The organism is Actinomadura monticuli, assembly GCF_041463655.1.
GTDB lineage: Bacteria > Actinomycetota > Actinomycetes > Streptosporangiales > Streptosporangiaceae > Spirillospora > Spirillospora monticuli.
The window spans coordinates 363876-379004 of record NZ_JAXCEI010000002.1 but is presented as its reverse complement, the minus strand read 5'-3'; the positions used below and the strand labels follow the sequence as shown (position 1 = coordinate 379004).

General features: G+C 72.8%; 15 protein-coding genes and 2 tRNA genes. 6 read left to right on the top strand and 11 right to left on the bottom strand.

The features are described 5' to 3' along the window. Positions 1-22: 22 nt before the first annotated feature. The gene (locus tag SM611_RS05230) at positions 23-1294 is read right to left on the bottom strand and encodes a cytochrome ubiquinol oxidase subunit I (RefSeq protein WP_371947663.1); all 1272 of its coding nucleotides are present in this window, start codon (positions 1292-1294) and stop codon (positions 23-25) included. A gap of 140 nt (positions 1295-1434) precedes the next feature. On the opposite strand from SM611_RS05230, the gene SM611_RS05225 reads away from it, so the two are divergent. After that, positions 1435-2589, top strand: coding sequence for a sensor histidine kinase (locus tag SM611_RS05225; protein ID WP_371947662.1), 1155 nt, complete (start codon positions 1435-1437; stop codon positions 2587-2589). Beyond that, positions 2586-3254, top strand: a complete 669-nt coding sequence (locus SM611_RS05220) for a response regulator transcription factor (protein ID WP_371947661.1) — start codon at positions 2586-2588, stop codon at positions 3252-3254. Before SM611_RS05225 ends, SM611_RS05220 begins: the two co-directional genes overlap by 4 nt. Before the next feature lie 8 nt (positions 3255-3262). On the opposite strand, the gene SM611_RS05215 is transcribed toward SM611_RS05220, so the two are convergent. Continuing rightward, positions 3263-3721, bottom strand: a complete 459-nt coding sequence (locus SM611_RS05215; protein WP_371947660.1) for a MarR family winged helix-turn-helix transcriptional regulator — start codon at positions 3719-3721, stop codon at positions 3263-3265. Positions 3722-3815: 94 nt separating this feature from the next. On the opposite strand from SM611_RS05215, the gene SM611_RS05210 reads away from it, so the two are divergent. Continuing rightward, positions 3816-4199, top strand: a complete 384-nt coding sequence (locus SM611_RS05210) for a hypothetical protein (protein WP_371947659.1) — start codon at positions 3816-3818, stop codon at positions 4197-4199. A gap of 200 nt (positions 4200-4399) precedes the next feature. Here SM611_RS05210 and SM611_RS05205 read toward each other — a convergent pair whose 3' ends face one another. Continuing rightward, positions 4400-4945 (bottom strand): ATP-binding cassette domain-containing protein, encoded by a 546-nt coding sequence (locus tag SM611_RS05205; RefSeq protein ID WP_371947658.1) that lies wholly within the window; start codon positions 4943-4945, stop codon positions 4400-4402. Positions 4946-5100: 155 nt separating this feature from the next. Here SM611_RS05205 and SM611_RS05200 point away from each other — a divergent pair, with 155 nt between their 5' ends. After that, a complete protein-coding gene (locus SM611_RS05200) occupies positions 5101-5544 on the top strand; it encodes a hypothetical protein (protein ID WP_371947657.1) in 444 nt (147 codons plus the stop codon). 88 nt (positions 5545-5632) lie between these two features. Here the strand turns inward: SM611_RS05200 and SM611_RS05195 are convergent. From SM611_RS05195 to SM611_RS05175, 5 genes are all read right to left on the bottom strand, one after another. Then, positions 5633-5705: transfer RNA gene (locus SM611_RS05195), tRNA-Lys, on the bottom strand. A gap of 81 nt (positions 5706-5786) precedes the next feature. Next, positions 5787-6353 carry a response regulator transcription factor gene (locus tag SM611_RS05190; RefSeq protein ID WP_371947656.1) on the bottom strand — a complete coding sequence of 189 codons (567 nt, stop codon included), beginning with the start codon at positions 6351-6353 and terminating at the stop codon, positions 5787-5789. Between the two features lie 121 nt (positions 6354-6474). Continuing rightward, positions 6475-6550, bottom strand: a tRNA-His gene (locus SM611_RS05185). Positions 6551-6604: 54 nt separating this feature from the next. Further along, a complete protein-coding gene (orn, locus tag SM611_RS05180) occupies positions 6605-7201 on the bottom strand; it encodes an oligoribonuclease (RefSeq protein ID WP_371947655.1) in 597 nt (198 codons plus the stop codon). A gap of 52 nt (positions 7202-7253) precedes the next feature. Further along, positions 7254-7904, bottom strand: a complete 651-nt coding sequence (locus tag SM611_RS05175; protein ID WP_371947654.1) for a pyridoxamine 5'-phosphate oxidase family protein — start codon at positions 7902-7904, stop codon at positions 7254-7256. 68 nt (positions 7905-7972) lie between these two features. Between SM611_RS05175 and pdxR the strand changes: the two genes are divergently transcribed. Then, a complete protein-coding gene (gene pdxR, locus SM611_RS05170) occupies positions 7973-9340 on the top strand; it encodes a MocR-like pyridoxine biosynthesis transcription factor PdxR (RefSeq protein ID WP_371947653.1) in 1368 nt (455 codons plus the stop codon). Between the two features lie 16 nt (positions 9341-9356). Here pdxR and SM611_RS05165 read toward each other — a convergent pair whose 3' ends face one another. Continuing rightward, positions 9357-10016 carry a hypothetical protein gene (locus SM611_RS05165; protein WP_371947652.1) on the bottom strand — a complete coding sequence of 220 codons (660 nt, stop codon included), beginning with the start codon at positions 10014-10016 and terminating at the stop codon, positions 9357-9359. Between the two features lie 501 nt (positions 10017-10517). Here SM611_RS05165 and SM611_RS05160 point away from each other — a divergent pair. Then, on the top strand, positions 10518-11648 hold the full coding sequence (locus SM611_RS05160; protein WP_371947651.1) for a phosphotransferase family protein: 1131 nt from the start codon (positions 10518-10520) through the stop codon (positions 11646-11648). A gap of 49 nt (positions 11649-11697) precedes the next feature. Here SM611_RS05160 and SM611_RS05155 read toward each other — a convergent pair whose 3' ends face one another. Further along, on the bottom strand, positions 11698-13167 hold the full coding sequence (locus SM611_RS05155; RefSeq protein ID WP_371947650.1) for an RNA polymerase sigma factor: 1470 nt from the start codon (positions 13165-13167) through the stop codon (positions 11698-11700). Between the two features lie 230 nt (positions 13168-13397). Then, positions 13398-14912, bottom strand: a complete 1515-nt coding sequence (locus tag SM611_RS05150) for an RNA polymerase sigma factor (protein ID WP_371947649.1) — start codon at positions 14910-14912, stop codon at positions 13398-13400. Positions 14913-15129 lie beyond the last annotated feature (217 nt).

The window sequence follows — 15129 nt, the reverse complement described above, 5'->3', positions numbered from 1 at the left end:
TTCCCTGTCAGCGTGGGCGGCGTCAGAAGTTCGGCACGGGCTCGGGCTCCACGGCCGTTTCCGGCGGCACGCCGAGCGCCGACCCGTCGGGGCCGCGCCGGGCGAACCGGCCGAGCAGCCAGGCGTCCAGCGCGATCAGCACGGCGAACAGCGCGGTGAACCCGATCAGCGTGAGCCGCATGCCGCCGGCCGACACCGACGGCCCCAGCGCGTCCTCGGTGCGCAGGACCTGGTTGATCGTCCACGGCTGCCGGCCGACCTCGCGGAAGATCCAGCCGGCGATCACCGCGGCGAACGGCAGCACGACGGACCAGGTCAGCAGCCGCTGCCAGGCGCGCATGAGGATCCCGGCCCGGTTCGTGTAGGCCAGGACCAGGCCCACCGAGGCGAAGACGAAGAGCACCACGCCGAGGAACATCATCACGGCGAGCGGAAGGTTGATCCAGTCCGGCGGGCTGTAGTCGCCGGGGCCCAGCTCGGCGGCGAGCTCGGCCTGGAGCCTCGCCTGCTCGGCGGTGTCGCCCTGGCTGACCGCGAACTTCATCGGCAGGTGGTCGGCGACCACGGCGAACTGGTTGAACCCGGCGCCCAGCGTGAGCAGCGACGCGGGCAGCGCCACGATCATCCCGGTGCGCATCGAGCGGCGGAACAGGTCCAGGTCGGCGGTGCGGCGCCGCAGGTGGAAGGCGCTGATCCCGGCGAGGAAGAACCCGCCGGTCAGCAGGCCCGCGCCGATCACGTGCAGGAGCGCGATGAGCGCGTCCGGGTTGGCGAGCATCGCGGCGCGGTCCACCAGCACCATCCGGTCCCCGCGCCGTTCGGCGCCGACCGGGTTCTGCAGCCAGCCGTTGGCGGCGATGATCCAGTACGCCGAGACGTAGGCGGTGAGCGTCACGATCCAGAGCAGCGCCAGGTGCGCCCACTTGTTGACGCGTCCCCAGCCGAAGATCCACAGGCCGAGGAAGGTGGACTCGATGAAGAAGGCGACGAGCGTCTCCATCGCCAGCGGGGCGCCGAAGACGTCCCCGGCGAACGTGGTCAGGCCGCTCCAGTTCAGGCCGAACTGGAACTCCATCACCAGGCCGGTGACGATGCCCATGCCGTAGTTGATCACGTAGAGCTGGCCCCAGAACCGGGTCATCCGCCAGTGCGTCTCGCTCCCGGACACGGTGGCGCGCGTCTGGATGGCCGCCAGCAGCGGCGCCAGCCCGAGCGTCAGCGCGACGAACAGGAAGTGCGCGCCCGCGGTGATCGCGAACTGGAGCCGCGCGAGGTCGAGCGTCTCGGCGTTCATGCCGAGCATCCTCACGGAGCGGTTCCCGCGCTGTCGTCGGCCTGTGGTCGACACCGCGATGTCAACCACGGGAGACACGCGCCGGTAAATAGTTGCTATGTATACTGTCGGATCGCGCGGCTCTCTGCCTAAGGGGTGCGATGAGGTTCCACCGTCCGCCGGCGGGACTGCTCCCGGACGCGGCGATCGGTGCCGTGACCCTGGCCTTGGTGCTCGGCTCCGCGTTCACCCGGGACGGTCCCGCGCCGCTGCCCGGCCAGGTCGCGGCCGCCGTCGCCGCGTGCGCCGCGCTCGTCCTGCGCCGCCGCCACCCCGTGAGCGTCCTCGTGCTGACGCTGCTGCTGACCTCCCTGTCGGGCGCGCTCGGCGAGTCGGGCGGGCCCGTCTTCGTCGCCTACATCGTCGCGCTCTACACCGCCGCGGCCGAGGGACGGCTGCCCGCGGCGATCGTGCTGGCCGTCATCGCCATCATCGGCATGATCCTGCGCGGTTCCGTCTCGGCCGAGGGGCAGGGGGAGAGCGCCGTCCTGGTGGCGGGGTGGCTGGTCGCGGTGCTCGCGGTCGGCGGGGTGACCTGGAACCGCCGCGCCTACCTGGCCGAGGTGGAGCACCGGGTCGCCGAGGCCGAGCGCGGCCGGGAGGCCGACGGCCGCAGGCGCGTCACCGAGGAGCGGATGCGCATCGCCCGCGAGCTCCACGACGTCCTCGCGCACAACATCTCGATGATCAACGTGCGGGCGGGCGCCGCGCTGTTCCAGCTCACCGGCGGTCCCCGCCGCGACGATCCCGGGCTGCGCGACGAGCTGGCCGACGCCCTCACCGTGATCCGGGACGCCGGGCGGGACGCCGGCCGCGAGCTGCGCGCCACGCTCGGCGTCCTGCGGCAGGCCGACGAGGCGGAACCCGCCGCCCCGGCCCCCGGCCTCGCCCGCCTGCCCGACCTCGTGGACACCGCCGGACGCGCCGGGCTCCGCGTCCGCACCACCGTGGAGGGCGCGGGGCCGTCCGTCCCCGCCGAGGTCGACCTGGCCGCCTTCCGCATCGTCCAGGAGGCGCTGACGAACGTGGCGCGCCACGCGCGCACCGAGGAGGCCACCGTGCGCATCCGCGTCGGCGCGGCGGACCTGCACATCCGCGTCGAGAACGCCGGCGCCGCACCGGCCGCCTGCACCGGCTACGGCATCCGCGGGATGCGCGAGCGCGCCGCCGCGCTGGGCGGCGACCTGCGCGCCGGGCCGTGCGGCAACGGGACGTTCCGGGTGCTCGCCCGGCTGCCGCTCCGGGAGCAGGCATGATCAAGGTGCTGCTGGCCGACGACCAGACCCTCGTCCGGGTCGGGTTCCGCTCGATCCTGGAGGGGCAGCCCGGCATCGCCGTCGCGGGAGAGGCGGGCGACGGCGCGGACGCCGTCCGGCAGTGCGCGGCGCTGCGCCCCGACGTCGTCCTGATGGACGTCCGGATGCCCGACGTGGACGGCATCGAGGCCACCCGGCGCCTCGCCGCCGACCCCGCGCACGCCGGCCTGAAGATCATCATCCTGACCACCTACGAGCTGGACGAGTACATCTACGGCGCGCTGCGCGCGGGCGCCAGCGGCTTCCTCCTCAAGGACATCGACCCGGCGGAGCTGATCCGCGCCGTCCGGGTGGTGGCGCAGGGCGACGCGCTGGTGGCGCCGTCCGTCACCCGCCGCCTGATCGCCGAACTGGCCGGGCGGGTGGACCCGCAGGCCGCCGATCCCGGCCTGGACGTCCTGACCTCCCGGGAGCGCGAGGTGCTCGTCCTGATCGCCGACGGCCTCAGCAACGCCGAGATCGCCGCCCGCCTGTTCGTCACCCCCACGACCGCGAAGACCTACGTCAGCCGCATCATGACCAAACTGGCCGCCCGCGACCGCGCCCAGCTGGTCATCTTCGCCTACGAGGCGGGCCTGGTGACCCCCCGTCGCCTCCTCCGCTGAACGCCGCCTCACCTGGTCGTGTGCCGCAGCAGCGCGCGCAGGCTCTCCACGAGCTCCTCGGTGCGCCGGTCATCGCGCCCGCCGAGGGCGAGAAGCCGCTGCTCCTCGAGCGCCGACACCTCTCGCCGCGCCGCGGTCACCGCCTCCCGTCCGGCACGGGTGATGCTCACCGCGACCGCACGGCTGTCGGCGGGATGGGGGGCCCGGGTGAGCATCCCCGCGCCCTCCAGCGCCCGGACCAGTTTGGACACGTGGATGCGGTCGAGCCCGCTGAAGTCCGCGAGCTCCCGCTGCCTGGGCGCGTGCCCGGAACGGCTGAGGGCGTGGAGCGAGGCGAGGACGGCGTACTGGGCGGCGGTCAGGCCCAGCGGGGCGAGCGCGCGGTCGACCTCCAGCTGCCATCGCGCCGACAGCTGCCAGATGAGGAAGCCCACGGCGGTCGAGGGCGTGTCGGCGGGGTCGGCCATGGGTATATGTTGCCGTGGCTACTATAGCCATGACAACCTGGGAACGCCGGCCGGCACCGTCCGCGGCCGGTCCGTCACCGAAGAGGGATGATCGATGTCTCGCCTTACCGGCCTTTCCGCCGCGGGGAAGGCAACATTCACCGCGCTCCTCGTCGCCGGCGTCGCCTTCGTCGTCCTGGAGGTGGCCGGTCTCACCGACACCCCGCCGATCCCGCCCGGCCTCGTCGCCATCGTGCTGGCCGCCGGCCTGCTCGCCGCCGTCCCGGGCCGCTGGACCCCGGTGGCCGGCGCGGTGGCCGGGCTCTTCAACCTCATCGTCATGTTCGCGGTCGGCGCCCAGGAACGGCTGGTCGAGCCGGAGTCGGCCCTCGACCTCGTCGCCGGCTGGGTCCTCGTGGTCGCGCTGGCCGTCGCGAGCGTCGCGGGAACAGCCGCCGCCTTCCGAACCGAGGAGATCGACCCCGTCGGCAAGGACTGAGCGTGGCCACCGACGACACCGCTTCGCCGGTGAGACCAGCCACTCGTACTACCTCCTGGACGGAGTGGACGTCCGTGGGAGGCACGGCCAGGGCACATCGTCGCGTTCGGTGACTCCATCACCGACGGGCACGGCTCCACCCCCGCCGCGAACCGCCGTTACCCGATCACCTTGCCGAACGGCTCGCGGCGGAGGACGGGTCAGCCCTCCTGGTCCCCGAAGTAGGCGCGCTGGATCTGGTCCCGGTCCTCTCGGAGTTCGGCCGCGGGGCCGACGAGCACTACTCGGCCGTGGTGGAGCACGACCGCCTCGTCGGCGATGCTGAGCGCCTGGTCGATGTGCTGCTCGACGAGCACGATCGCCGTGTCCTCCTCGTCGGCGAGCCGTCGCAGCTCCGGCAGGATCTGCTGTACGGCGACCGGAGACAGCCCCATGCTCATCTCGTCGATGAGCAGGACCTTCGGCCGGAGCAGCAGGGTCTTCGCGATCGCGAGGAGCTGCTGCTCCCCTCCCGAGAGCAGACCGCAGCGCCGGTTCAGCAGGGGGCGCAGCTGCGGGAACCGGTCGAGTGCCGCGTCGAAGCCGCCCCGCGCCTTGGCCAGCCGGAGGTTCTCGGCCACGGTCAGGCGGTGGAAGACCCCCCGGTTGTCCGGGATCAGGCAGAGCCCCGACCGGGTGGCGCGCTCGACGCTCGACAGCAGGCGCGTCATGAGGATCAGCAGGACCGCGACGATCACGAGGACCATGAAGGAGAACCGCAGCGTGATGAGGTCGGTGCCCTCGCGGACGGCCAGGGAGAACCCGAACAGGGACGGGTCCTCGATCAGATTGCCCGTGTAGGGGGTCAGCGCCGGATTGCTGAAGACGAAGCTCTCGATCGCGAAGCGCCGCCAGGATCACGATGAGCCCCGAGACGAAGCCCGTTCATCCAGGCCCTGGTCCCGCTCCGGTCGCCCGTCGCGTCCGAGAGGTCAACCGCGTCTACGTCAAGGCGTTCCGGCGCAACGCCCACGTCCTGCAGGCCGTCTATCAGGCGCGCGACGAGGACGAGCGGCTGAAGGCCCAGTGGGACGAGGTCGCCGACCACTTCCAGAGCAGGGTCACCCGCGCCATCACCGAGTGGCAGAAGGCCGGCAAGGCGTACGCCGATCTGGACCCGCGCCACACCGCGCACGCCCTGACGCTGATGGTCGAGCGCGTGGTCATGGCGTGGTCGTACGAGGGCGTCGAATACGACGCGGAGGTCCTCATCGACACCCTCGACAAGGTCTGGATCCGGTCGCTGGGCCTGACGAGCGCCGCCACCCCGGACACCGATCCCGCCGTGCGGCCCACCGCCGAATAACCCGAACCGCCTCACGGGGGTGGGCAGAACAGCCCAATAAAAAACGGGTACTCGCGATGTCAATCATGAGTACCCATACCAAGCGGAGTGCGCCGTCAGGGACTTGAACCCCGAACCCGCGGATTAAGAGTCCGCTGCTCTGCCAATTGAGCTAACGGCGCATGTCCTGGGGCCTTGGCCTCGGCCGGGGCCCTTGCGACAGGAAGAACAGTACCAGGGGTCCGGGAGCAGTGCGAATCGGTTTAGTCCCGGGCGGGAAGGACGCTGACCATGCCGCGCCAGAGGGCGATGGCGGTGGCGCGGGAGCTGACGCCGAGCTTGGCGTAGATGCGGTTGACGTGGTTCTTGACGGTCTTCTCGGACAGGAAGAGCTGGCGGGCGATCTCGCCGTTGGAGCGGCCGGTGGCGATGAGGTCCATGACCTCGGATTCGCGGGCGGACAGGCCGAGGGTGGTGCGGGACGCGGCGCGGACGCCGCGGATGAGGTCGCGGGCGGTGAAGGCGCCGGGCACGAGGTGGCCGCACGCGCCGGCGCGGAGGGCGGTCTCGGCGGCGTCGGCGTCGGCGGTGAGGACGAAGACGCGGGACGTGCCGCTGAAGGGGTCGGCGTGGCCGGCGGAGGCCGCGTCGAGGAGGACGATGTCGGGGCGCAGGCGTTCGGCCAGCGTGCGCGCGGTCAGGGGGTCCGGGGTCTCGGCGACGACCTCGAGTTCGTCGCTGGCGTCCAGGAGGGAGATCACGTCGGCGCGGACGCGGGGATCGGCGTCCACCACGAGGATGCGCAGGGGGGCCGTCTCGTCGACACTCATCCGTTGCCCTTGGAATGTCGTTGACATGTATAGGGACGGAGCATAACGGGACGATCTCCGGGAGTCGATGGACCGCGCCGTACACGACGAAGGCCCCGGTCACCGACCGGGGCCTCGCGCGTGGGGTGAGTGAGGGGACTTGAACCCCCGACATCTTGGACCACAACCAAGTGCTCTGCCAGCTGAGCTACACCCACCGTGGCCGGGATCGCTCCCGGCTACCAGTAGTGTAGCGGCTCCGCGGGGGTGGGTCAGCCTGAGGACACCTTGGCGGCGATGCCGCGGGCGGTGTCGGAGTCGGGACCGGGCTGCGGGACGAAGACCGCGGCGCGGTAGTAGCGCAGTTCCTGGATGCTCTCGGTGATGTCGGCGAGGGCCCGGTGGCCGCCCTTCTTCTCCGGGCTGGCGAAGTACACGCGCGGGTACCAGCGGCGGGCCAGTTCCTTGATGGACGAGACGTCCACCATGCGGTAGTGGAGGTGGCCGTCGAGGGCGGGCATGTCGCGCGCCAGGAAGGACCGGTCGGTGGCGATGGAGTTGCCGCACAGGGGCGCCTTCTTGGCGTCCTTCACGTGGCCGCGGACGTAGCGGAGGACGGTGTCCTCGGCCTCGGCGAGGGTGACGCCGCCGGCGAGCGCCTCCAGGAGGCCGGACGCGGTGTGCATGTCGCGGACGACCTTCGTCATCTGCGTGACCGTCTCGGGCGGCGGTTTGATGACGACGTCGACGCCTTCGTCCAGGATGTTGAGTTCGCTGTCGGTGACCAGCGCGGCTATCTCGATGAGCGCGTCGTTCCGCAGGTCGAGTCCCGTCATCTCGCAGTCGATCCAGACCAGCCGCTCGTTCATGGATTCACCCTACGGCCATGGACGACTGCGCGGGGCACTGAGCCCGATCGAATTAGGAGGTCACGCGATGGGCGATATGTCCGGGAACGGGAATGCCGGGGCGGAGCAGCGGGTCGGGGGACGGCGGCCCGAACGCCTGCCGGACGGGGAGGACGCCGGCCCAGACGTCGAGGGCGTGGTCGGGTCCGTCGTCGCTGGGCGGCCCTTGGCGGATTTTGACGGACGCCTCGGACAAGGGAAGCGCCAACACGGTGGTCGCGGCGAGTTCCTTGCGGTTGGGTTCGCGGGCAGCCGCCCATTGGCCGGGGGCCAGCTGCTCGGTTATGGCCCGGAGCCCGGTCAGCTTCGCGTCGGTGTCGGTGACCCGTTGGGGCGTGCCGAAGATGACGGCGCTCCGGTAGTTGATGGAGTGGTGGAACACCGATCTGGCCAGGACGATGCCGTCCACGTGGGTCACGGTGACGCAGACGTCTTGGGACGGCCCCTCCATGAGGCTGCGCGCGCCGGTCGAGCCGTGCAGGTAGAGGGTGTCCTCAAGGCGGCCGTAGCCGGTGGGGATGACGCGGGGCGTGCCGTTCACGACGACGCCGAGGTGGCAGATCATCCCGGCGTCGAGGATGCCGTAGAGGACGGAGCGGTCGGCGCTGGAGCGTTCGGGCAGCCTGCGGACGCGCGTGCGGTCGGTGGAGGACAGCGGGTTCATGACGCTTACGCTAGGAGGAGAGTGGCCTGGTCGGTATGGCCACTTGGTGCGTATAGCCGGAGACCACTTTGTCGATCGATCTGCCCCTCGTCGTTGACCGGGAGGCCGGGGAGCCGATGAGCGCCCAGCTCGTCGGCCAGTTGCGGGACGCCATGGCGGAGGGACGCCTCGCCGCGGGGGAGCGGCTCCCGTCCAGCAGGGCGCTGGGAAAGCTGCTGGGCGTCAGCCGGACGGTGGTGACGGAGGCGTACGAGCAGCTGTACGCGGAGGGATGGCTGGAAGGACGGCATGGGTCCGGGACGTACGTGACCGAAGGCGTCGCCGCCGCGCCCGAGCCGAGACCACTGAAACCGACGACGAGACCGGCGCGGAGGGCGGCGGCCTTAGACGAAATCGACCTGCGGCCGGGTCTCGCCTGGATCGGGGCCCTGGACACGCCGGCATGGCGCAGGGCATGGCGCCTGGCCGCCGGGATGCCTCCGCAGCAGCGCCAGGACCCGCACGGCCTGCCGGGCCTGCGCGCGGCGCTCGCCGACTACATCAGGCGTAGCCGGGGCGTGAGCTGCCCTTTGGACGGGCTCCTCGTGACGCGGGGAGCGACGAACGGGCTCGACCTGCTTGCCGCGACCGTACTTCGTCCTGGGGACCGTGTAGGGGTGGAGGATCCCGGCTACGGGAGGGCGCGGGTCGTCCTAGAGGGACGTGGCGCGGAGCTCGTGCCGTGCCCGGTCGACGAGCACGGGCTCATCGTGGACGGCCTGCCCGACGATCTCCGCATCGTCTACACGACGCCGTCCCACCAGTTCCCGATGGGCGGCGTGCTGCCCATCCCGCGCAGGCAGGCGCTGCTGGCGTGGGCGAGGCGCAACGGGGCCCTCATCGCCGAGGACGACTACGACGGCGAGTTCCGGTTCGACGTGGCGCCCCTGCCCGCCCTGTACGGGCTCGACCCGGACGTGGTGGTCTATCTCGGCACGACGGCGAAGATCCTCACGACCGACATGGGCGTCGGCTGGCTGGCAGGGCGTCCGGACCTGGTGGGGGAGGTGGCTCTGCGGCGCGAGCAGTTGAACGACCGCACGGCCGTCGTCCCGCAGGACGCGCTGCGGCTCCTCCTGGAACGCGGCGATCTCGACCGGTACGTCCGCCGGATGCGCGGCGAGTACGCGCGGCGCCGCGAGGTGGTCGTGCGGGCGCTGGACGGGCTCGTCCTGCGCGGCGACACGGCGGGCCTGCACCTGGTGGTGGACGTCCCGGAGGCCGAGGCCCGGCGCATCTCGGCGGAAGCGGGCGAACGGGGCGTCCTGGTGGAGACGCTGGAACGCCACCACATGGGGCCGACGCGCGCGTCCGGCCTGGTGATCGGCTACGGCTCGGCCGCGACCACGGCCGACCTGCGCAGGGGCTGCGAGATCGTCCGCGCGCTCGCCGCGTAGCCCCCGCGGCGCGCGGTCAGTTGGACATGGCGGACTGGCCGACCGGGACGGGCTCGGGCGCGGGACGCAGCTGCGCGGGGGACGCGGGGTCGTTCTGCGAGCGGACGGTGTCCGGGGTGCGCGGACGAGGGGGCAGCACCCGGGCGGCGCCGGGCGCGCTCGGGGCGCGGGGCTTCGGGATGGGGGCGAGGGGGGTGTCGGGTCCGGTGATGCGCCGGACGTCGATGCCGCCGGGATCGGGGCGGCCGAGCGTCGGCACCTGGGACGCCCCGTAGTGCCCGCCGCGCGCCCACTCCTTGCGGCTGCGCAGCGCGTGGTAGGACTGCGGCGACGGCAGCGGCGGCCCGGCGGGCCAGCGGCGCGCGACGCCCCACGCGTCCAGCCACTGGACGATCGCGTCGAGGCCGGTGAGCAGCGAACCGGTGAACGGGGTCCGGGACTGGCCGATCACCATGATCTGCGCGCAGACGCGTCCCTCCCGGCCGACGCGGTCGCCGAGGAGCCCGGCCGCGCGGGTGATGGGAAGGAGTTGGACGATCTCGCCGGTGCCGGGGTGCCACACCAGGTGCGCCGGACGATCGTCCTTGACGAGGTCGGCGGCCACCGAGCGCGCGGAGACGCTGCGCGGATCGTACTCGCCGGTGCACCAGACGGCGCGGGGAGCACCTCCTCGCAACGCTCCGCCGTCGTGTCGTGCCGGCATGCGGCCGGCTACCGGCAGCCATGCGTCTGCCACGGTGCGTCCCCCCCATCGGGCGGTCTAGTCCCGAATGGTCTAGTCCTCTTCTCTTAGCCCAGCGAGACTCATAAGTCCAGCCTGCCGTCTCATGGGCCGGATGACGGCTGCCGACACCCGCACCGGAATGCGCCCTGTGTGACTCGGGTGTCGTCGCTGAGGCGTACCCCGGGTATACAAAGATTCCACCTTGAGTCACGATTTTCACCTGAGAGTTTCGGTGAAACGGGCGTCCGGCACCGGACAGTGGGATATCCGCCCAGGTCAGGCCGGATACTGAAGGCCCGCTGGGGCCTTCCTGTAAGTCGGCCGGAAGTGGCCGACAACCGATCGCCGTCTCCCGCGTCCGCGCGTGTCCGGGGGCGGTTCGCGCGCAGGTACGCGCGCAGGTACGGGGGTGGGGTTCACAGCCTGGACCGAGCCGCGTTCTAATAGGTCGTCATGACCGTTGACGCAGAGCTTCCGGCCGGGGTCCCCGGCATCGACGTGCCCCGCCTGGCGGCCTGGCTGGCCCGCGAGCTGCCCGGCTCAGGGCGGATCACCGGGGTCGACCTGATCGCGGGCGGGCGTTCGAACCTGACGTACGGGATCACCCTGGACGGCGGCCGCCGGATCGTGCTGCGCAGGCCCCCGCTCGGGCACGTCCTCCCGACGGCCCACGACATGGGACGCGAGTACCGGGTGCTGTCCGCGCTCGGCGGCGGGACGGCCGTGCCGGTGCCGAAGACGCTGGCGTTCTGCGACGACGAGGACGTCATCGGCGCCCGCTTCTACCTCATGGACTTCGTCGACGGCCGCGTCCTGCGCACCCGCGAGGACGCCGAGGACATCACCCCCGAGCAGGCGCGCGGCCTGTCGGGCGCGCTGGCGGAGGCCCTCGCCGCGATCCACACCGTGGACGTGAAGGCCGTCGGGCTGGCGGACTTCGGCCGGCCGACCGGCTACATGGAGCGCCAGCTCAGGCGCTGGGGCAAGCAGTGGGACAGCTCGCAGGAGGCGATCCGGGCCACCGGGACCGTCCGCGACCTGCCCGAGTACGACCGGCTCGTCGCGCGGCTCGCCGGGCGGATGCCGGCGGACGCTCCCAGCGGTTCCGGGGGGCGTGGGGGGGCGTCCCCCCACCAGGGATGGGCCCGGCTCGTCCACGGCGACTTCCGGCTCGACAACGCCCTCGCCCGGCTGGAGCCCCGCCCCGAGATCGCGGCCGTCGTCGACTGGGAGATGTCGACACTGGGCGACCCGCTGTCCGACCTCGGGCTGACGCTCGTCTACTGGGCCGAGGCCACCGACGCCGCGGAACTGCCCGTCGGCGCGACGATCACCTCGGCGCCCGGCTTCTTCACCCGCCGCGAGTTCACCGACCGGTACGCGGCGCTGACCGGGTTCGACCTGGCCGACCTCGACTTCTACGTCGCGTTCGCGTGCTTCAAGCTCGCGGTCATCCTGGAGGGCATCCACGCCCGCTACCTGCAGAAGGCGACGGTCGGCGAGGGCTTCGAGCGGATCGGCGCCGGCGTTCCCGTCCTGCTGGACCGCGCCCACCGCACCCTGGACACCGGCTCCATCTCCTAGCACGCCGCCCTCCGCCGGACGGGCGTCCGCCCGGCGGAGGAAGAGGCGGTCAGCAGTAGGAGACCCCTGCGGTGCCGCCGGGCGAGAACGACACCGACCCGCTCTTGCGGCCCCAGCAGATGACGTTCGTCCGGGACACGGTGACGCTCGCCGACTCGCCCTGCGACAGGCGCCCGCCGCCGCTCGCGCGCAGCTCCCCGGACGTGCCCGTGACGCGCCAGTTCACCGCCCCGCCGACGGCGGTGATGCGGATCGTGCAGGAGTCGTCCTTGCCCATCGCGCATCCGGACACGCTCAGCCGGCCCGATCTCGGCGGCTCCGGAGCCCGCGTCGTCGGCGTCGTCGGGGGCCGCGACGTCGGCGTCTTCGAGGGGCTCTTGGACGGCGACGGTGACTTCGACGGCGACTTCGACCCGGTCGGGGACGGCGAGGTGACCGTGGGGGACGGGTCGCTCGGCAACGGATCGGGCCCGCTCGAGTCGCCCGGCGAGCCGCTGTCGCCCACCGACGGGCCGTTCGCCGCGGCGTTCGTCCCGTCGTTCCCGCTGTGCAGCCAGGACCAGGCGCCGACGCACAGGATCAGCATCCCGGCGCCCACGGCGACGGCCGCGAGCACGGGGCCGCGCCGCCGGGGCGCCCGGTCGCGGGCGCGCGGGGCGGTCGGCTCGTAGGGGAGCGGCCAGCCGTACTCGTCGAACGGCTCGGTCCAGGCCGCGATGGCGCGGCGATTCCCGGCGCGGTCCTCGGCGGTCGCGGCGGTCAGCACGTCCAGCCGCAGATCGGCGGGGATCGCCGCGATCGGCAGCACCGACAGCAGCCGGTCCGGCGGCAGCGGCGGCGTCTCCTGCTCCGCGCACACCGGGCAGCTCGCCACATGCCGGACGAGCGACGCCGACGTCTGCGGGGTGAGCGGCCACGACTCGGTCAGCGCCGCGACGCTCGGGCAGTTCTTCCAGTGGTTCTGCGCGATGAGCGCCGCGCGCAGCGCGGCGGCGAGGTCGTCGCGGGCCTTCTCGACCAGCGCGAGGGTCTCCTCCAGCGGGATCCCGAAGACGCCGCACACGTCGACCTCGTCCAGCTCGTGCCGGACCGACAGGTCGATCGCCTCGCGCTGCCGGCCGTTGAGCGCGGCGAGCGCGCTGTGCGCGAGCAGCCGGCGCTCCTCCCGGCGGGCGAGCTGCTCGGGGGTCAGGTCGTCCTCGGCCTCCGGCGCCTCCTGCCCGAGGTGCCGGTTCGGGCTGTCGCGGCGCCGCATGCACTCCTTGCGGGCGATCGCGTAGAGCCAGCCGCGCAGCCGCTCCGGCTCGGTGAGCCGCACCACGTGCTCGCGTGCGGCGATGATGACGTTGCGGAGCGCGCCGGCCGCCTCCACCCGGTCGCGGAGCAGACCGTGGCAGTAGTCGTAGAGGAACGGCGCGTAGGTGTCGTAGACCTCGGTGAGGGCGATGACGTCCCCGGCTCGCAGCGAGTCCGCCAGCCTGTGGTCGTCGTTCCGCCCGGGCCCTGGCTCACCGGCCACGGGAACCCTCCCAGCTGAATTCGGTGGTGTTGTCGATCGTGCCCCCGGCGAGCCCCGACGTCCGTCGGCCGACTCTGGTTGACTGATCTTGCCACCAAGTTGCTGGGATTTCTCCCGTATGAGCGGATTCCGTGACGGATTCGGTACGGCGTGTTGCCGTCTGTCCTAGTCGTGGGCACCCGGTCACATAGAAAGTGATCTACGTCACCCCGGTGGTCGGGTCGCCGCCGTCAGCCGCCGCCACCGGGCCCGCCGCCACCTGGCGGGCACGTCCAGGAGACGCTCGCGCCGCCGTTCGGCGAGAAGGAGACCGTCCCCGAACCGGATCCCTCGCAGTCACCCGAGAGCGTCACCGTGGCGGTGGCGGTCCTGCCCTCGGCGAGCCTCCCGCCGCCGCCGGTGCTGAGCGGCGCCGCGGCCGACGCCGACCAGTTGACGGTCCCACCGGCCGCGCGGACCTGGATCGCGCAGCTCTGGCCGGGGGTCAGATGGCATCCGCCGCCCACCAGCAGCACGCCCGTCCGCGGCCTCGTGTAGGTCGGGCGGGGTTCGGACGACTGGGAGGACGGCCGGCGCGTCCGGGTCGGCGTCGGGGTCGGCGTGCTCGTCGTGGGCGTGGGCGTCGGGCTCTCGCTCTCCGTGGGCGTCGGCGAGTCCGACGGCAGCTCCGACTCGGGCGGGGAGGACGGGTCGAGCACGGACTCCGACGCGGCCCCCGACGGGCCCTGCGCGCTCGTCCCGCCGGACGAGCCCGACATCACGTAGAACGCCCCCGCCACGACCACGACGACGGCCGCAGCGGCGGCCAGCGCGGGCCAGAGCGCGCGCGGCGTGCGCCGCTCGGACGACGCGCCCTCCGAGGACGTCCGGTCGACGACGTAGGGCCAGCCCCACTCGTCGAGCGGCCCGGCGCGGTGCGCGATGCGCGCCATGTCGGGCGCCAGCGCGGCGTCGGTGGCGGTGGCCATGACGTGCCCGCGCAGGTCCGTGGGGATCATCGCGACCGGCAGCACCTGCAGCAGCCGCGCCGTCGGCACGGCCTGGTTCCGCCGCGGCCCGCAGATCGGGCACACGTCGACGTGGTGGGCGAGCCTGCGGACGACCGGCGGCGGCAGCGGCCGGCCGCCGCCCCCGTCCCCGCCGGCGATGGCGGCGAGCTCCGGGCAGTCGCCGCGCGCGGTGCGGGCGATGTAGACGGCGGCGATCGCGTCGTCGAGGCGGGCGTGGGCCACGCCGGTCAGCTCGGCGGCCTCCTGGTCGTCCAGGCCGAGGACGCCGCCGACCTCGGAGGCGTCCAGGCCGTGCCGCACCATGAGGTCGAGCGACTCGCGCTCGCGCCCGCGCAGCGCCGACAGGGCGCTGTGGACGAGCCGGCGGGCGTCCTGCCGCCGGGCGAGTTCCGCCTCGTCCAGGAAGCCGTCCTCGACCTCGGGCGCCTCGCGCCGCTCGGCGGGACGGCCGGGGTCGCGCAGCCGCCGCATGCACTCGTTCCGCACGAGCGCGTACAGCCAGCCGCGGAAGCGGTCGGGCTCCCGCAGGACGGGCACGTGCGCGTAGGCGGCGATGAGCGCGTCGTGCAGCGCCCCGGCCGCCTGCTCCTGGTCGCGGAGCAGCGCGTGGCAGTAGTCGTACAGGCGGGCCGCGTAGCGGTCCATGACCTGGATGAGCGCGCTCGGATCGTTCGCGGCCAGCGATCGCGCCAGGCGCTCGTCATCGGCGCGGTCGAAACTGGGCCAACCGGACACGAGGTCCTCCCGCGGGCTGTGTTCGGATTCCTCGTCCGCATCATCAGGGACGGGCTGGAAGAAGATCCAAGAGGGGAGCGGTGCGCTCTCCCGCCGCCGGTGAGACTCCTCGCGGCGGTCACTTCCCCGTCACGGGCCGGGGGGAAAGCGGGTCGGAGGCCCGACGGCCCCGCTCCCCGTCGGGCCTCCACACGTTTGACGATCGGCTCGGGCGCCT

What these genes read in the sequence shown, in the direction of transcription:
- SM611_RS05230 (WP_371947663.1), bottom strand. Translation starts at nt 1,294, where the DNA reads ATGAACGCCGAGACGCTCGACCTCGCGCGGCTCCAGTTCGCGATCACC.
- SM611_RS05225 (WP_371947662.1), top strand. Translation starts at nt 1,435, where the DNA reads ATGAGGTTCCACCGTCCGCCGGCGGGACTGCTCCCGGACGCGGCGATC.
- SM611_RS05220 (WP_371947661.1), top strand. Translation starts at nt 2,586, where the DNA reads ATGATCAAGGTGCTGCTGGCCGACGACCAGACCCTCGTCCGGGTCGGG.
- SM611_RS05215 (WP_371947660.1), bottom strand. Translation starts at nt 3,721, where the DNA reads ATGGCCGACCCCGCCGACACGCCCTCGACCGCCGTGGGCTTCCTCATC.
- SM611_RS05210 (WP_371947659.1), top strand. Translation starts at nt 3,816, where the DNA reads ATGTCTCGCCTTACCGGCCTTTCCGCCGCGGGGAAGGCAACATTCACC.
- SM611_RS05205 (WP_371947658.1), bottom strand. Translation starts at nt 4,945, where the DNA reads ATGGTCCTCGTGATCGTCGCGGTCCTGCTGATCCTCATGACGCGCCTG.
- SM611_RS05200 (WP_371947657.1), top strand. Translation starts at nt 5,101, where the DNA reads ATGAGCCCCGAGACGAAGCCCGTTCATCCAGGCCCTGGTCCCGCTCCG.
- SM611_RS05190 (WP_371947656.1), bottom strand. Translation starts at nt 6,353, where the DNA reads ATGAGTGTCGACGAGACGGCCCCCCTGCGCATCCTCGTGGTGGACGCC.
- orn (WP_371947655.1), bottom strand. Translation starts at nt 7,201, where the DNA reads ATGAACGAGCGGCTGGTCTGGATCGACTGCGAGATGACGGGACTCGAC.
- SM611_RS05175 (WP_371947654.1), bottom strand. Translation starts at nt 7,904, where the DNA reads ATGAACCCGCTGTCCTCCACCGACCGCACGCGCGTCCGCAGGCTGCCC.
- SM611_RS05160 (WP_371947651.1), top strand. Translation starts at nt 10,518, where the DNA reads ATGACCGTTGACGCAGAGCTTCCGGCCGGGGTCCCCGGCATCGACGTG.